This is a genomic window from Corynebacterium falsenii (assembly GCF_020099275.1).
Lineage (GTDB): Bacteria > Actinomycetota > Actinomycetes > Mycobacteriales > Mycobacteriaceae > Corynebacterium > Corynebacterium falsenii.
The window spans coordinates 1,890,216-1,905,531 of sequence record NZ_CP083646.1 but is presented as its reverse complement, the minus strand read 5'-3'; the positions used below and the strand labels follow the sequence as shown (position 1 = coordinate 1,905,531).

General features: G+C 62.8%; 13 protein-coding genes. 7 read left to right on the top strand and 6 right to left on the bottom strand.

The features are described 5' to 3' along the window. A complete protein-coding gene (locus LA343_RS08365; RefSeq protein ID WP_081737325.1) occupies positions 1–777 on the bottom strand; it encodes an ABC transporter ATP-binding protein in 777 nt (258 codons plus the stop codon). 93 nt (positions 778–870) lie between these two features. Further along, a complete protein-coding gene (locus LA343_RS08360) occupies positions 871–1,860 on the bottom strand; it encodes an ABC transporter permease (RefSeq protein WP_025402881.1) in 990 nt (329 codons plus the stop codon). A 79-nt stretch (positions 1,861–1,939) separates the two neighbouring features. Here LA343_RS08360 and LA343_RS08355 point away from each other — a divergent pair, with 79 nt between their 5' ends. From LA343_RS08355 to LA343_RS08330, 6 genes are read left to right on the top strand one after another with little or no spacing between them, the layout of a single operon-like run. Continuing rightward, positions 1,940–3,328 (top strand): sensor histidine kinase, encoded by a 1,389-nt coding sequence (locus LA343_RS08355; RefSeq protein ID WP_025402880.1) that lies wholly within the window; start codon positions 1,940–1,942, stop codon positions 3,326–3,328. After that, a complete protein-coding gene (locus tag LA343_RS08350) occupies positions 3,329–3,967 on the top strand; it encodes a LuxR C-terminal-related transcriptional regulator (protein ID WP_025402879.1) in 639 nt (212 codons plus the stop codon). A 22-nt stretch (positions 3,968–3,989) separates the two neighbouring features. Continuing rightward, a complete protein-coding gene (locus LA343_RS08345) occupies positions 3,990–5,843 on the top strand; it encodes a penicillin-binding transpeptidase domain-containing protein (protein ID WP_025402878.1) in 1,854 nt (617 codons plus the stop codon). A gap of 19 nt (positions 5,844–5,862) precedes the next feature. Then, positions 5,863–6,729: a type I methionyl aminopeptidase gene (gene map / locus LA343_RS08340; protein ID WP_025402877.1), complete on the top strand. Its 867-nt coding sequence runs from the start codon at positions 5,863–5,865 to the stop codon at positions 6,727–6,729. A gap of 39 nt (positions 6,730–6,768) precedes the next feature. Beyond that, the gene (locus LA343_RS08335; RefSeq protein WP_224207584.1) at positions 6,769–7,437 is read left to right on the top strand and encodes a carboxymuconolactone decarboxylase family protein; all 669 of its coding nucleotides are present in this window, start codon (positions 6,769–6,771) and stop codon (positions 7,435–7,437) included. Further along, entirely contained in the window at positions 7,434–8,225 is a 792-nt protein-coding gene (locus LA343_RS08330; RefSeq protein WP_025402875.1) for a DUF5808 domain-containing protein, read from the top strand. Before LA343_RS08335 ends, LA343_RS08330 begins: the two co-directional genes overlap by 4 nt. A 51-nt stretch (positions 8,226–8,276) precedes the next feature. Here the strand turns inward: LA343_RS08330 and LA343_RS08325 are convergent, their stop codons facing one another. The 3 genes from LA343_RS08325 to LA343_RS08315 form a co-directional block, all read right to left on the bottom strand. Continuing rightward, entirely contained in the window at positions 8,277–9,134 is an 858-nt protein-coding gene (locus LA343_RS08325) for an SDR family oxidoreductase (RefSeq protein WP_025402874.1), read from the bottom strand. A 72-nt stretch (positions 9,135–9,206) separates the two neighbouring features. Then, on the bottom strand, positions 9,207–10,706 hold the full coding sequence (gene mtr / locus LA343_RS08320) for a mycothione reductase (RefSeq protein ID WP_025402873.1): 1,500 nt from the start codon (positions 10,704–10,706) through the stop codon (positions 9,207–9,209). A 91-nt stretch (positions 10,707–10,797) separates the two neighbouring features. After that, entirely contained in the window at positions 10,798–11,976 is a 1,179-nt protein-coding gene (locus LA343_RS08315; protein ID WP_025402872.1) for an alpha/beta hydrolase, read from the bottom strand. 293 nt (positions 11,977–12,269) lie between these two features. On the opposite strand from LA343_RS08315, the gene mqo reads away from it, so the two are divergent. Then, the gene (mqo, locus tag LA343_RS08310) at positions 12,270–13,745 is read left to right on the top strand and encodes a malate dehydrogenase (quinone) (protein WP_025402871.1); all 1,476 of its coding nucleotides are present in this window, start codon (positions 12,270–12,272) and stop codon (positions 13,743–13,745) included. A 16-nt stretch (positions 13,746–13,761) separates the two neighbouring features. Here the strand turns inward: mqo and LA343_RS08305 are convergent, their stop codons facing one another. Next, positions 13,762–15,306 carry a protein adenylyltransferase SelO gene (locus tag LA343_RS08305; RefSeq protein WP_025402870.1) on the bottom strand — a complete coding sequence of 515 codons (1,545 nt, stop codon included), beginning with the start codon at positions 15,304–15,306 and terminating at the stop codon, positions 13,762–13,764. Positions 15,307–15,316 lie beyond the last annotated feature (10 nt).

The following is a 15,316-nucleotide window of genomic DNA, read 5'->3' as shown; positions in this document are numbered from 1 at the left end:
CTAGCTGTCGTCCTCGATCTTGCCATCCACCAAGGTCAGGATGCGGTCGAGGGTTGCTAGCTGCTCCTCATCGTGGGAGACGTACAGGGCGGGGATGTTGGCCTTGTGCGCCATCTCGCGGATCATGTCCGTGACTTGAGCACCGGCCTGGGTATCGAGAGCTGCGGTGGGCTCGTCGATGAGCAGCAGCTGCGGATTATTCATAAGCGCCCGAGCCAGGTTGACGCGAGCCTGCTGACCGCCGGAAAGGTCACCGACCTTGCGGTCTTTCATGTCACCCAGCCCCACGCCATCGAGCAACGTGGCGGCCTTGTCCTTGTAATCATTCCAACGCTGGCCGCGAATGGGGAAGACCTTACCCAACCGGGGCATCAGGAGCAGCTGTTCCTCAACGGTGAGGGCGGGGAGTAGGTTGGCCTGCTGGAACACGATGCCCAGGTGGTCGCGGCGGATCCTCGCGGCCTCGGCGCCGGTGGCGGATTCGAGGTTGATGACCCCGTCGGGGGTGTGCAGGGTGGCGGTGCCGGAGGTCGGCGGCGTGAGGCATCCGACGATCGCCAGCAGGGTAGATTTGCCGGAACCGGAAGGACCCGTAATGCCAACGAGTTCGCCGGCGGCGACGTCGAAGGTCACCCCGTCGAGGAGGCGGCGAGTTTGGGAACCGTCTTTGATGTCTAGCGTGATGCCGTCGAGCGACAGTGCTTGCTGGGACGATGCGTCTTGGGATGCGTGCTTAGATGGCGTCGCATCGCCCGTAGCGCGGTGGTGGTGTGTCATGTCGAAAAGTCCTTTGACTCAGTTGAAAAGTGATTATGTGTTCAAAGTCAGTGCGAGCTGTCGGTGTAAGCTGCGAGGCCTTAGCCCCTGCGGCTAAGCGGATTGCAGCGCGGTCCGCGGTGACACACTCAGAACCGGCTTGATGCTCACTGCGGCGCCGAGGATACCGGCGGCAGCCAGAATGGCCGCGGGTCGAAGCAGCGTAGAGGCGTCGAGAACGATCGGCATCGCCGATCCAGCGAAGCTGCCAGCCACCCAGGTGATGAGTACGCCGCTGGTGATACCCACCAACAGGACGAGCGCCGCCTGGGATAGCGAGTCGGCCACGAGAACCTTGCGGGATGCGCCGAGGGCGGAGCTGATTGCCACGCCGCGCAGTCGCTGCATGGTCCAGACGGTGAAGAAGGCGCCGAGCACGAGTGCGGAGATGACGTATAGCAGGGTGATCATCATGTTGAGGCTGGTCTGCTCGCCCGAGTAGGAGGCCGAGGCATTCCAGCGGTCCTTGCCCTGGAGAACCTTCACGTCCCTCATGTGATCGACCACGTCCATGGCCTTGGAGTTCGACGTATCGACCGTGGCCGCGGTGCTCGTACCCGGCAGGCGGAGCACCAGGTTGGGGGAGGCGAGGATGACCGGCTGGTGATCCAGGTACAGCTCGGTGTCCGTGAACGTCACGTTGGGGATCTGGGGATCGGACTTGTAGGTCTGCTCAGCGGCGGACTTCAGCGCCTCGGGCACCTGCACAGTGCCGGGGGCCAGGCTGGGATCGGAGAGCAGGATGACCGTGTCCGAACCTACCCGGTCGCGTGCCATGTAGAGGGCTTGGCCACCGGCCTGCTCGATCTCGGTCAGTTGCTGGTCGTTCAGCCGGGAGGTGGAGAGGTTGGTCACACCGTTATCTTGGAGGACGAGGGCTTTGTTGCTGCCCAGTTGGTTCTTCAGCGCCGAGACTGATTGGTAGGCCAGCCCAGCTGCGAGGGAGCTCAGGAACGTCACGAGCACGGTGATCATGCCGACGGTAATGATGATCAGCGCGGTGCGCCCCTTGGCTGCACGTAATTCTTTGATTCCTTGGAACATACTGTTCATCCTGCTCGACTCCGCGCGCGGGGGCATCGAGCAAAGGGGTTGTCTTCATCTCCTACTAAAGTTGGATGACATGAGTCACAGTTCGGAATCCCGCTTCCTGCCACGCCTCGGCACGCACCGTCGGCGAGCGCACGCCACCGCGTTGAACAGCGCTGATGGCCACGATGGTTCCGAGCGCGTCGATCGGCTCGATCGCTTGTGGACTTACCTCGGCCACGGGTTGCACATCCTCGTCGCGATCCTCGTGGCGGTAGTCATCGCGAAGCAGGGTATGGACTGGCGCATCGTGTTGTTCATCCTGGTGTACATCTCTGGCGCGTGGGTGCGGCCGCGTTGGCTGTGGTTCGTTGCGGTGGTGGTGGCGTGGGCTCTGATGGTGGCGGTGTGGCCGAGCGCCTCGTTCATTGCTTTCGCACTGTTTTTCCTGGCGATCGGCATGTTGCCGCCGAAGGTGGGCGTGCCGGTGGTCGGCGTGCTCACGGTCATCACGGTGGTGGCGATTGCGCGTTTCAACGGCTTCGAAATTGGTGGTGTGATCGGCCCGGTCGTCGGCGCTCTCGTGGCGGTGGCGCTGGGGTTGGGCTTTCGGCTGCTGCGCCGGGAGGCTCGGGCCCGCGCTGAGGCGTCGCACCACGCTGGTGAGATGGGGGAGCGCGCCCGCGTTGCTGCCGATATCCACGACACGGTCGCGCAGGGTCTGAGCTCGATTCACATGTTGTTGTTCTCTGTGGAACGCCGGTTGTCGCCTCTTTTATCCGACGCCACCACGCAGCCCCCCGCCGAGGATCTCTCGCGGGCTATTGAGGAGATTCGCCTGGCACGAAAAACCACGGAGGAGAACCTGGCGGAGACGCGCCGCATCATCGCTGCGCTTCAGCCCGCCCCGTTGGAGCAGGCCGACCTCACGGTGGCGCTGGCTCGGGTTGTGTCCACCACTCCCATGGGTAAGAGCTTCGCGTTGACTGTAGACGGTCAGGCGTACCCGCTGCGGGCTGATGTGCAGGAGGCGATCGTGCGCATGACGCAATCGTTGGTCTCCAACGTGGTTCGGCATGCCCACGCGAGTGCGGCCCGGGTGACGCTGACCTACCAGGAGGATCAGGTGAGCCTGGATGTGGTGGATAACGGCACTGGTTTTGACGTGAATTGGGATGCAGTGAATCAGGACTCGACTCTCGGCTTGGCTGGTGTGCGCCGCCGGGCGATGGGGGTGGGTGGCACAATGACCATCGAGTCTGAGCCCGGTGAGGGGTGTGGTGTGGCCATTTGTATTCCCGCGTACCGGGCGGTTGATCGCGCCGGTGGTGGGGATTCTGGTGGAGGCAATGCTGGAGACACGGCCGAAGTCGTGAAGGACGGGAACGACCTGAGCGAGAGTGACGAGGCGGCCAGGGTAAGTGAGAAAAACAAGACAAGCGAGACAAGCGGGCCGAAGAAGTCGAAGGGACGTGAGGCGTAGATGATTTCCGTCATGATTGCTGACGATCATCCGGTGGTTCGAGCGGGCCTGGCGGCCCTGCTCGATGGAGCTGAGGACGTCCGCGTTGCCAAGGACGTCTCGCAGCCGCGGGATGCCGTGGACTATGTGCGTGAGCACCCCGGCGAGATCGACGTGGTGCTCATGGACCTGCGCTTCGGCGAGAAGGTGGGCACTGGACCATCGGGTGGAGTGTGGGCTACCGAGCAGATCCGAGCTCTGCCGCAGGCGCCGCAGGTTCTTGTGGTGACAAACTACTCCACCGACGGTGACGTGGTTGGAGCTGTCAGCGCCGGAGCCGTGGGCTACTTGCTCAAAGACTGCGGACCGGACGAACTGATCAATGGCGTGCGTGAAGCTGCGCAAGGGCACAACGTGATGTCCACACAGGTGATGGGCAAGCTCCTCGGCAGAATCAACAAGCCCATGGAAAAGCTCACCAGCCGCGAGCTGGAGGTTCTGCAATTGGTGGGGGCCGGGCGATCCAACCGGCAGATCGCCCACGAATTGGTGCTCACCGAGGCGACCGTGAAGTCACACGTGGGCAATGTGTTCTCCAAATTGGGCGTAAGCAATAGAACTGCGGCGGTGAACGTGGCGCGGGAGCGCGGAATCTTGTGATCGGGCGGGTAATCTCACATCCATGTTCAAGTCGAAGACCGTGTTGTCTGCTGTAATGGCGAGCGTTGTGGTCAGCGGACTTGCCGCGTGCACACCCCGCCCGGATACCGCCGACGATGCCGCGGGTGATTTCCTCACCCGGCTGTCGCAGCGCGACGATGCCGCCGCAGAAACCGACAATCCCGCGCAGGCGAACTCGGCGATCGACGAAACCTGGAAGGCCCTGCAGGCACAGGGTCTGCGCACCGAGCTGAAGAACGTCTCCACCAACGGCAACCAGGCCTCCGCGACATACAGCATGGACTGGACGCTGCCGGATGATCGGGACTTCTCCTACGACTCCACGATGATGCTCACCAAGACCGATGGTGACTGGACCGTGCGCTGGCAGCCCGCTGTGTTGCACCCGGACCTCGGCGCCAACCAGCACCTTGAGCTGCGCAGCGTGCCGGCGAAGATGGCCAACGTGGTGGGATCCGATGGTGCCGTGCTCCTAGAACCCGGAACGCAATGGCGCGTGCTTGTCGATACGACGAAGACGAAGAACCTCGATACCACCATGCGACGCATCGCCAATGAGCTGGATGTGCTGCACGCCAAAGACCCGGCCGTTCCACAGATCAATGTGCAGGACAAGATTCAGGAAGCCAGCAAGGTCAAGGGCGACTTTTCCGTGGCGATCCTGCCCGCCGGTCCCGGCGCGGAGATGAAACAGGCCATGGCGGGTGATAACGCCGTGCGGATGAACGAAGAGGCCGCCCTGGTTCGCCCCGATCCGAACCTGGCGCCGGATATCCTCAGCCGCGTGTCCAAGCAGGTCAGCGACGACCTCGTGGGCAAGAACGGCTGGAAGGTCGTGGCGGCGACCAACGAAGGCTCCGAGGTGACCCAAGTCGCCGGAGCACCCGCGCAGCCCGCGGGCAGCGTGCACGTCAGTATCTCCCGTGCTGTGCAAGACGCCGCGCAGAAGGCCGTGGATACCCGATCCGATGCCAAGGCCATGATGGTGGTGCTGCGCCCATCGACGGGCGAGATCCTTGCGGTGGCGCAAACCCCCAAGGCCGATGAAGACGGCAACCCGGCGCTGATGGGCCAGTACCCACCGGGCTCGACGTTCAAGATGATCACCGCCTATTCCGGCCTGGATCATCAGGGGCTTAGTCCTGACTCCACTGTGGGATGCCCGGGCAGTCAGGATATCGGTGGCCGCATCGTGACGAACTACAACGGGTTCTCCCTGGGCAACACCGCCTTGCAGAACGCGTTCGCAAAATCCTGCAACACCACGTTCGCTGATATCTCCACTCAGCTGCAGCCAGGTCAGCTCAAGACCGAGGCGGCCAAGTTTGGCCTGGGCACGGACTTCGCCATCGACGGCCTGCAGACCGTCACCGGCGACGTGCCGAAGGGTGATGTGATGCTGCAGCGCACGGAAGCCGGTTATGGCCAGGGCCTGGATCTGGCTAGTCCGTTTGGCATGTCCTTGGTGGCGGCGTCTGTGGCGGCTGGGAAGATGCCTGTGCCGTATCTCATTGCCGGTGAAAAGCACGCCACGAAGGTCAACGGGGAGCTACCTCAACCGCTGAACCCCGAACACCTCGACCAGCTACGCCAAATGATGCGTGCCGTGGTGACAAACGGTACGGCCTCCGCAATCGCAGGCGCCGGCGAGGTGTACGGCAAGACCGGTGAGGCCGAAATCAACGGCGGATCTCACGCCTGGTTCGCCGGCTACCGCGGAGACCTAGCTTTCGCCACCCTCATTGTGCTGGGCGGGGGATCGGAGCACTCGGTGGCGATCACAAACAAGTTCTTCGCCAACCTCGATGCGGAGAATAATCCCGACCAGCCGGGCGCTGCGGGGCCTCAAAACTAGCCGAGTACTATCGGGGGCTATGACACGAGCACCTTTGACCCCCGGACAACCAACCCCGATTCGCGGTGTTCCGCAAAAGATTGCACGCCCCGAGTACGCGTGGAAAGACTCGGTACGAGAGAACATCGGCGAACCGTGGGTCCAGGATGCCGAAACCATTGAGAAGATGCGCGAGGCAAGCCGCATCGCCGCCGAAGCGCTGCGCGAGGCCGGCGCGGCCGTCGCCCCCGGTGTGACCACCGACGAGATCGATCGCGTGGCTCACGAGTACATGCTGGACCACGGCGCTTACCCGTCCACGTTGGGCTACCGGCACTTTCCGAAATCCTGCTGCGTGAGCCTCAATGAGATTATTTGCCACGGCATCCCGGACACCACCGTGATCGAAGATGGTGACATCGTCAACATCGACGTCACCGCTTTCAAGAATGGCGTCCACGGCGACACCAACGCCACCTTCCTCGCCGGTAACGTCTCCGAGGAACACCGCCTGTTGGTGGAACGCACGAAGAAGGCCATGTGGCGCGGCATCAAGGCCGTGAAGCCTGGTCGGGAAATCAACGTGATCGGCCGCGTTATCGAGGCCTATGCCAAGCGATTCGGCTACAACGTGGTCCAGGACTTCACCGGCCACGGCGTGGGACCCACCTTCCACAACGGTCTGGTGGTGCTGCACTACGAGAATCCGCGCGCCCACACCGAGCTGCTCGAGCCCGGCATGACCCTGACCATCGAGCCGATGATTAACCTCGGTGGCCTGGACTACGAAATCTGGGATGACGGCTGGACCGTACAGACCAAGGACCGGCAGTGGACCGCCCAGTTCGAGCACACCCTCGTGGTGACCGAGGACGGCTACGAGGTACTGACCGACCTCGGTGAATAGCACCCTGCCGCGGGGCATGCGCGGCTAAACTACGTTTCCATGGGAAACAATCACTCGGTGAACCGCAACCATGCCGACACCGCTGCCGACACTGCAGCCGTCACCGATTCCGGCACTTCCGCGTCCGGCTCCCGAGATCGCCACGACGCGCACGACCGCGCAGCACAGTCGGGCGGTCCAGGTCCCGCGGGGAGGCGAGAACTCGGACCCATCAACGGCGCGATCACCGCGATCGGCGCCCGGGTAACGCGCCGCAAAACCCTGGGAGTGTTCGCCACGCTGGGCCGCGCCAAGCGGCTGTTCCGGGGATGGCTGTTGTACTCCGCGATGATGATGCCCTTCGGCTATCTGGGAAGACAGGAATCCGAGGCCATCATCTTGCGCGTGGCCTTCCGCCGAGACAGTGCGTACGAAGCCGATCAACACCGTGATCTTGCGGCCAAGTCTGGCGTCGACCCCGAAACGATTGAGGCGATGTTCCGCGACGATCACGGACAGACCGGTCGATTGGGAATTCTTCTCGACGCCACCGACGAGCTCATCGCCACCAAGAAGCTCCGGGACTCCACGTGGGAGCAGCTGCGGGGGATCCTGAGCGCGCGAGATCAGGTGGCGTTTGTCATACTGGTGACCAACTACGATGGCTTGGCCACGGCATTGGATGTGCTGGGAGTGCCGGTCGACGAACGGCGAGATGGGAGCGAATGAGTGTGAGCGACGGTGAGCGCGACAATGATCTCGGAGTAGCGCTGCCTCGAGCCTCGATCGGGTGGTGGTGCTATATCGTTGCGGCGGTGAGCATTGTGGTGTCCGTCGCTGTTGTCGCTGCCCACTGGTCGGATATCCCGGAGGTCATCCCCACGCACTGGGGCCCGAAATTGGAACCCGACGCGTGGTCGGACAAGTCGCTCACCAGCGTCTACGGAATGAGCATCGGCAACCTTGTGTTCCTCCTCATCGGCGTGGCGATCTCCGGTGCGGTGGTGAGTATGCAGGCGAATAACCCGACGGCGAGCGGCGAACTTGCGAAGGTGCGAGCCCGGGCGCAGGCGCGGGTGGATCACATTGTTTTGAGCATCATCGTGTCGTTGATCTGTCTGGGATTGTCGTTGATGCAGGTCACGTCGGTTGTTCCAGCTTTCCAGAGGTACGACACGTTCTCGTTTTTCTTGATGCTGGGTTGTGCATTCGGCAGCCCGATCGCCGCGCTGGTCTACGCCGTGCGGGAGCTGGGCAAGGTCAATGATGCGCTGAGATCATCCCCGGCTGCCCAGGATAGCTCCGGGGCGCGCGAGATGGCCGAGATGGACAAGATGGACAAGCACTACAAGTGGGGGATGTTCTACTACAACCCGGATGACCCCACCGTGCTGGTGGAGAAGCGCTTCGGCGTGGGCATGGATTTCAATTACGCCACGTGGCAGGGCAAAACCTTCGTTGTGGTGATACTGGCCGTCATCATTATGTGTGTAGCGCTCCCGTTCATCCTGCCGTAGCCGCGCCGGCTCTCGCGGTGGTGCGGTGGCACTGACATGTCAGCGACTATTTCACCGGTCGGTGCTGGCCCACCGGAAACCGCGGTTGAGCAATCGCATGAACCCCGCGTATGCCCACGGAATATTCACCTGCGCCCATCGGCCGAAGCGGATGTCTGCGCTTGTGGTGATGAGGAACTTGCCTTTCGTCACTCCCTTGCGGATCGCGCGGGCTGTCTGCTCGGGCGTGACCGCGTGGCGCTGGAAGAGCTTCGTGGCCTTTTCCACCCGTGGGTTGGCGCGATCCACTCCATGAATGTCGATGCTGCGCACCAGGGGAGTATCCACCGCGCCCGGCGCGACCACGTGCACATCGACCCCGTGGGGACGCAGGTCGAAGCGCAAAACCTCACACATAGCGATCACCCCTCCCTTCGACGCCGAATATGCCGCGTGCCATGGCAAGCCGATGATGCCGGCCGCCGAGCTGACGCACACGAAGGCCCGGCGGGCCGATGCATCCTCTCGCTGGGGCTGATCCGTCATGTGGTGAACGAACGCCTCAACCATGTGGACGGTACCCATGAGGTTGACGTCGATGACGCGCTTCCACTTCTCGTGCGGAAACGTCCTGGCATCACCCCAGATGGCAATCCCCGCGACATGATGCACTTCATCGGGAGCACCGAAGTTCTCGACGGCCCGATCCGCCCACTCCTTGACGGCATCGACATCGGTGACGTCAAGGACTGTGGAATCGAGGATGCGCCCACCGGCGTCCCGAGCCATCCGCACGGTGCCTGCCAGCCCTTCGGCGTCGCGATCCGAAAGAACCAATCCCGCCTGATCTTCGGCGAAGCTCAGCGCGAGTGCGCGGCCGATGCCGGACGCGGCTCCGGTGATGACGATGACACGAGGGGCAGAGGGCACGGGTCCTCCCACAAGTTCAGTGTCACTTGGGGCCCAAGCGACGAGGATGTTTTGGGGGCAATACCTCCTACTCTAGGGGTTCATGCCATCCGGGTTGGGGGAATTGAATTCCAAGCCCAGAAGGGCGTTCTCGAACAGCTCGGAGAGTGCGGGGTGGGGCCAGTACTGATTTTTCGCCATGAGGCGCACGTCGATGTCGAAGTTCAGCATCGTCACGGCGAGCTGCAGCAGGGTGGTCGCCTGCGGGCCCATGATGTGCGCGCCGAGCAGCTTGCCCGAGTCTGCGTCCGCGATGAGTTTGCAGAAGCCCGTGGAGTCTTCCATGGCCCAGCCGTAGGCCACGTCGGAGTACTCCTGGACCTTGACCGTTACGTTCTCGACCTTGTCGCGGGCCTCGGCTTCCGTCATACCCACCACGCCGATCTGCGGATGGGTGAAGATACCTGATGGGACGAAGCGGTGGTTGAAGGTGCGCAGATCGTCCGGGTGGGCGAGGTTGTGGCTGATGACGCGCTGCTCGGCGTTGGCCACGTGCTTGAGCTCGATATCGTTGGCGGCATCGCCTAGCGCCCACACACCCTCAGCGGACGTGCGTCCGTACTCGTCGACGATGATGCGGCCATTATCGGCGACGTCCACGCCGCCGGCCTGTGGGTTGAGTAGATCTGAATTCTTGGTGCGTCCCAGGGCGACGAGCAATTCGTCACCGGCGACCTCGGAGCCGTCGCTGAGGCTGAGGATGACCTGCCCGCCCTCGTGCCGGGCGCCGGTGACATCCACACCGAGCTTGTTCGTCCACTGCTCCTTCGCCACGGCGTTGAAACGCTCCACGACCGTTTCATCGAGCTTGCGGAGGACATTGGGGGAGCGGTTGATGACGGTGACTTTTGTTCCCAGTCCGCTAAAGATGTGCGCAAACTCCACGGCGATGATGCCGCCGCCCATGATGATGAGGCTGTCCGGGAGCTTGTCCAGGCGCATGATGTCGTTGTTGGTGTGGTACGGGACCCCGGAGTCCGCGATGACGTCCGGGATGAACGGCCGGCCGCCGGTGGCCAGCACGATCTGATCACCCGTGATGGTGACGGTGTCGCCCGCTTCGGCGCTGGTGGTGCTGGCGGAGTCCACGTTCGTGGCGATCGTCAGGGTCTTCGGGCCACTAAAGGATGCGGTGCCGTCGAACAGTGTGATGTTGGGGGTGCGGTCGCCGCGGCGGTACTCTTTGCCACCCTCGGAGATGGGATCGATCCGATCGCCGAAGATGCGCTGCTGCAAGCCCTTCCAATCGACGTCGGTGAGCTTACCATCCAGGCTCAGCCGCTTAAGGTCATTGACTTCCCGGGCGACGTCAGCCGTGTACACGAACATCTTCGTGGGGATGCAGCCCACGTTGATGCACGTGCCGCCGAAGATGCCCTTTTCTACGATTGCGATCTTCTTGTTCTCATTGGACTCATTGGGAATCGAGTTGCCGGAGCCGGTGCCGACGATGATGAGATCGAAGTGCTCGGCGGATTCAGAAGACCCAGCGGACGCAGCAGACGCAGCGGGCGCGGTGTCGGGGGATGTCATGGAAAACCTTTCGTGGATCGAGCGTGGTGTCATCGAGCAGATTGACCTTGAGCGGATTGACCTTCAGCGACAAGTCAAGGGACTGCCCGGTTTAGGCCGTGCCCCAGTGATAACGGAAAACATCCGCCAACCATTCCTGGGCGGAGGCAAGGGCACGGCTGCGCACCGGTTCGGGGGAGAGGAAAATATCGTGCAGAGCGTTATCGCACACCACCACATTGGCTGACGGCGACGCATCCTGGGCGTGCTTCCACATCTGCTCCGGCTTCAAGACCAAGTCCGCCTGGTAAGACTTCTCGGATAGCCGCCGCGCGAAGTGGTGCTTGTCGCTGGTCATCACCAACGTGGGAACGCCCGTGCTCCCCGGGGTGAACTGTAGGCGCCGGATCTCCTTAGCCACGCCCGCCAGCCACGACACGTACTTTGGCCGTGGCTCGAGCGGCTTCAACTCGAGGTTGTAGTCCCACTCACCGGCCTCGCTGGCGTGCAGTGAGCGCCCATACACAGGGTTGATCCCACCCGGAATCAGCATAGTGGGCTTCACCCGTGCCACCGCCGGAATGAGAACGTTGATAGCGAACCGCGTGGCGGCGTCGAATTGTAAACCGAACCACGGCGAGTTCAACACCACAGCCGTAAGGTGCTCGTGCAGCTCGGCGGCGGCGCTGCGGGAGCCAGCCAGTGCGTCGGCGAAAGCGCCGAGGTGCTTGTGCTTGGCGTGGGGGCCAGCGGCCTCATTGAGCCTGCGGGCCCACATCGTGACATCCAATCCGCCCGTGGAGTGCCCCACGGCGACGACGGAACCGTGAGCGGCGGCGAGCAGGGAATGCACGAGGGTGATGTCCTCGTCGTAGAGGGACTGGTCGGTGACGTGGTGCCACGTTTGCCCCTCGCGCCATGCGCGACCGCACTTGCGAAGATCCACGCCGTAGGGGGCATAACCGGCCTCGTAGAAGGACCGCGCCACGTGCGCCTGGAAGAAGTAGTCCGTCATGCCGTGAACGAAGAAGATCGCGGGGCGCTGGTAGAAGTCAGTATCCTGCGCTGAATCCGGTGCTGAAACCTGCGATGAATCCTGCGCAGCCCCCGAATCCTGCGGTCGATAGCGAACGAGAACGCAGCGCACGTCCGCCTCACCATCGGGGTCGCTTCCCATCTCGATATCGTGGCGGCCGAAGCCTTCGCCGAGCTCATCGGGTCCGAAATCCAGATCCGCAACAGATGCTGAGAGGGGATCTGCAAGAACGTCGCGCAACGTCAGAGTAGTCATGCCTCACATGCTAGCGACGATGGAGACGGAACGGGACAGAGTAGGGGACCGCAGCCAATTATTCCGACAGAACTCGCGCGGAATTCCAGCAGAATTCCGGCAAAACTCCGCTAAGACGCCGGTAAGACTCCGCTAAAACTACGAAAAGGGGTAGGTTGCGTTGATTCGTCTTTTGAAGGGCGTAGAGTAAATGTGACCCTCAAGACATCTGAAGGCATCTCAACGACAAGAAACATTCTGATAGCTGCGCCCCGGTCAGCGGCGCAGCTATCCACCGAAGGAATGAATACATAGTGGCATCAAAAGATTCTGTAGACGTACTGCTCGTCGGAGCCGGAGTAATCTCCGCGACCCTGTCCGTCATGCTCAAGGAACTGGAACCGGACTGGAACCAGCTCATCGTTGAGCGTTTGGACGTCCCCGGCGCCGAGTCCTCCTCCCCGTGGAACAACGCCGGCACCGGTCACTCCGCTCTGTGCGAGCTGAACTACACCCCGCAGGTCAACGGCAAGATCGACATCTCCAAGGCCGTGGGTGTGAACGAGAAGTTCCAGGTCTCCCGCCAGTTCTGGTCCTTCCTGGTGGAAGAGGGAATCCTGGGCGATCCCTCCGAGTTCATCAACCGCGTGCCCCACGTGTCCTTCGCGCAGGGCATGGATCAGGTTGACTACCTTAAGGCCCGCTACGAGGCCCTCAAGGGACACCCGCTGTTCCCGAACATGCAGTTCAGCGACTCCGAGGACAAGTTCTCCGAGTTCCTGCCGCTCATGGCTAAGGGCCGCGACTTCAACAATCCGGTTGCCATCTCCTGGTTCGAAGACGGCACCGATATCAACTACGGCGCACTGACCCGCCAGTACCTCGACGCCGTGACTGCCCGCGGCACCGAGGTCCGCTACGGCACCGAGGTCAAGGACATCACCCGCGACGGCTCCCGCTGGAAGGTCACCACCAAGAACCTCCACACCGGTGATACCAACGTGATCTCCGCGAACTTCGTGTTCATCGGCGCCGGCGGTATGGCTCTGCCGCTGCTGCAGAAGTCCGGCATCCCGGAGATCCGCGGCTACGGTGGCTTCCCGGTGTCTGGCGAGTGGCTGCGCTGCACCAACGAGGAGCTCATCGAGCAGCACGCCGCCAAGGTGTACGGCAAGGCCTCCGTCGGTGCTCCGCCGATGTCCGTGCCGCACCTCGATACCCGCGTGATCGACGGCAAGAAGGGCCTGCTGTTTGGCCCCTACGCTGGCTGGACCCCGAAGTTCCTCAAGAAGGGCTCCTACCTCGACCTGTTCAAGTCTTTGCGCCCCACCAACCTGCCTTCCTACCTGGGCGTGGGCATCCAGGAGATGGGCCTGACCAAGTACCTCATCGAGGAGGTTCTCAAGGATCAAGCTGCCCGCGTGGAGTCCCTGCGCGAGTACATGCCCGAGGCACGTGCCGAGGACTGGGAGCTTGTTACCGCCGGCCAGCGCGTCCAGGTGATCAAGCCCATCGGCGCACCGAAGTTCGGTTCCCTGGAGTTCGGCACCGCATTGGTGAACTCTAACGATGGTTCCATCGCCGGCCTCATGGGTGCATCCCCCGGAGCTTCCATCGCTCCGTCCGCCATGATTGAGGTGCTGGAGCGCTGCTTCGGTTCCCGCATGGGCGAGTGGTCTACGCGCCTGAAGGAAATGATTCCTTCCTACGGCACCCGCCTGGCTCGCGAGCCCAAGCTGTTCAACGAGCAGTGGGAGCGTTCCCAGAAGGCCCTGAAGCTGGCCAAGTAGGCCAGCGAACTGCGGTTTACGTTCCGCAGTAGGTCGTGAAATCCGCCCGATCCTTCGGCACCGCCGACAGGATCGGGTTTTTCATGCCCGCGCTCGTTGCCACGGCGGGAAGATCCCCCGTCACCGTGAATGGGTGCCGCACGGCATCGACGATGCGCAGGTAATCATCGGCGGCATCCAGCCCCTCATCGTTGATTCTCTGCATCGCCGCCTTGAGCGCGTGATTGCGCGGGATCACCGCCGGATTGCGCTGCAGCATCGTCTCCGTCGTCGGGTGCAACGCCCACCACCTGCGCAACCACTGATCCGCAGTGTCTCCCGAGAGGTGCGCACGCACGGGGCTCGTCTCCACCGCCGTGGTCTCGGCCAGCGCCCGCAGCGTCGCGGTGTAATCCGGCTGCTGATGCGCGGCGAGCGTGAGGAAAGCACTGATCAGCGAGTCCTTGTCCGCATCGCTGGCGTGCTCAATGCCCAGCGCCTCGGCCATCTCTCGGGTCCAGGCTTGCTGGTAGGCCTCCGGGTACTCGTTCATCACCGCGGTAAGTTGCTCGACGCCACCCCCTGCCGCCTTCCCCGAATCACCCGCAGGAAGACCCGAGGGCGCGTCGACGAGGGGGACAAGGGTTTCCGCTAGTCGAGCCAGATCCCACCCCATCACCGTCGGTTGCTGGTCGTAGGCATAGCGGCCGGCTGTGTCAATGGAGCTGTAGACCGTCGATGGTGCGAAGTAATCCATGAAGGCGCAGGGCCCGAAGTCGATGGTCTCCCCGGAGATCGTGATGTTGTCCGTGTTCATGACTCCATGGATGAATCCGAAGCGCATCCACTTCGCCACCAAGTCTGCTTGGCGGTTCATGACGGCCCGGAAGAGTTGCACGAAGCGATCAGGTCCGGCGGCGAGCTCGGGGTAGTGGCGTGCGATCGCATAGTCCGCGACCCGGCGGGTGAGCCCCATGCTGGAATCCTGGAAGCGGTTGATATCCAACAACGCGGCGTATTGGAACGTGCCGATGCGCAGGTGGGAATCGGCAACGCGCACTAGGATGGCCGCGCGTTCCGCTGTGGTGCGGTAGACGGTAGCGCCGGTATCGATGACCGCGAGCGCGCGGTTGCTCGGAACCCCCAAGGCATGCATGGCCTCGCTGAATGCGTATTCCTTCAGCGCTGGTTCCAGGGGGCACAATCCGTCGCCGCCCCGGGCCCAGACCGTGCGCCCAGATCCTTTGAGGTGAATGTCGCGGAGCCGGCCTGTGGCGTCGGCGATTTCGCCCAAGAGCATGGCACGACCGTCGCCGAGGCGCGGGCTCAGCGAGCCGAACTGGTAGCCGGCGTAGCCCTGGGAGATCGGCTGGGTCCCCTCGGCGAGGTTCGCGCCGCAGAGAAAGTCGATGCCCTCGCGAGTGCGCAGCCAGCTCGGGTCGATGCCGATTTCCTCGGCCAACTCGTCGTTGCACACCACAAGCTGCGGGTTCGGGCACGGCTGCGCTTGAGCCGCGACCGACAGCTCGGGGAGAGCGTCGAGGAAGTCGTGCTGGAGCGTCGGTGGGGTGAGGTTGTTCATAGGCACCCAG

Coding starts and splice junctions, on each gene's coding strand:
- LA343_RS08365 (WP_081737325.1), bottom strand. CDS start 777: ATGACACACCACCACCGCGCTACGGGCGATGCGACGCCATCTAAGCAC.
- LA343_RS08360 (WP_025402881.1), bottom strand. CDS start 1,860: ATGTTCCAAGGAATCAAAGAATTACGTGCAGCCAAGGGGCGCACCGCG.
- LA343_RS08355 (WP_025402880.1), top strand. CDS start 1,940: ATGAGTCACAGTTCGGAATCCCGCTTCCTGCCACGCCTCGGCACGCAC.
- LA343_RS08350 (WP_025402879.1), top strand. CDS start 3,329: ATGATTTCCGTCATGATTGCTGACGATCATCCGGTGGTTCGAGCGGGC.
- LA343_RS08345 (WP_025402878.1), top strand. CDS start 3,990: ATGTTCAAGTCGAAGACCGTGTTGTCTGCTGTAATGGCGAGCGTTGTG.
- map (WP_025402877.1), top strand. CDS start 5,863: ATGACACGAGCACCTTTGACCCCCGGACAACCAACCCCGATTCGCGGT.
- LA343_RS08335 (WP_224207584.1), top strand. CDS start 6,769: ATGGGAAACAATCACTCGGTGAACCGCAACCATGCCGACACCGCTGCC.
- LA343_RS08330 (WP_025402875.1), top strand. CDS start 7,434: ATGAGTGTGAGCGACGGTGAGCGCGACAATGATCTCGGAGTAGCGCTG.
- mtr (WP_025402873.1), bottom strand. CDS start 10,706: ATGACATCCCCCGACACCGCGCCCGCTGCGTCTGCTGCGTCCGCTGGG.
- LA343_RS08315 (WP_025402872.1), bottom strand. CDS start 11,976: ATGACTACTCTGACGTTGCGCGACGTTCTTGCAGATCCCCTCTCAGCA.
- LA343_RS08305 (WP_025402870.1), bottom strand. CDS start 15,306: ATGAACAACCTCACCCCACCGACGCTCCAGCACGACTTCCTCGACGCT.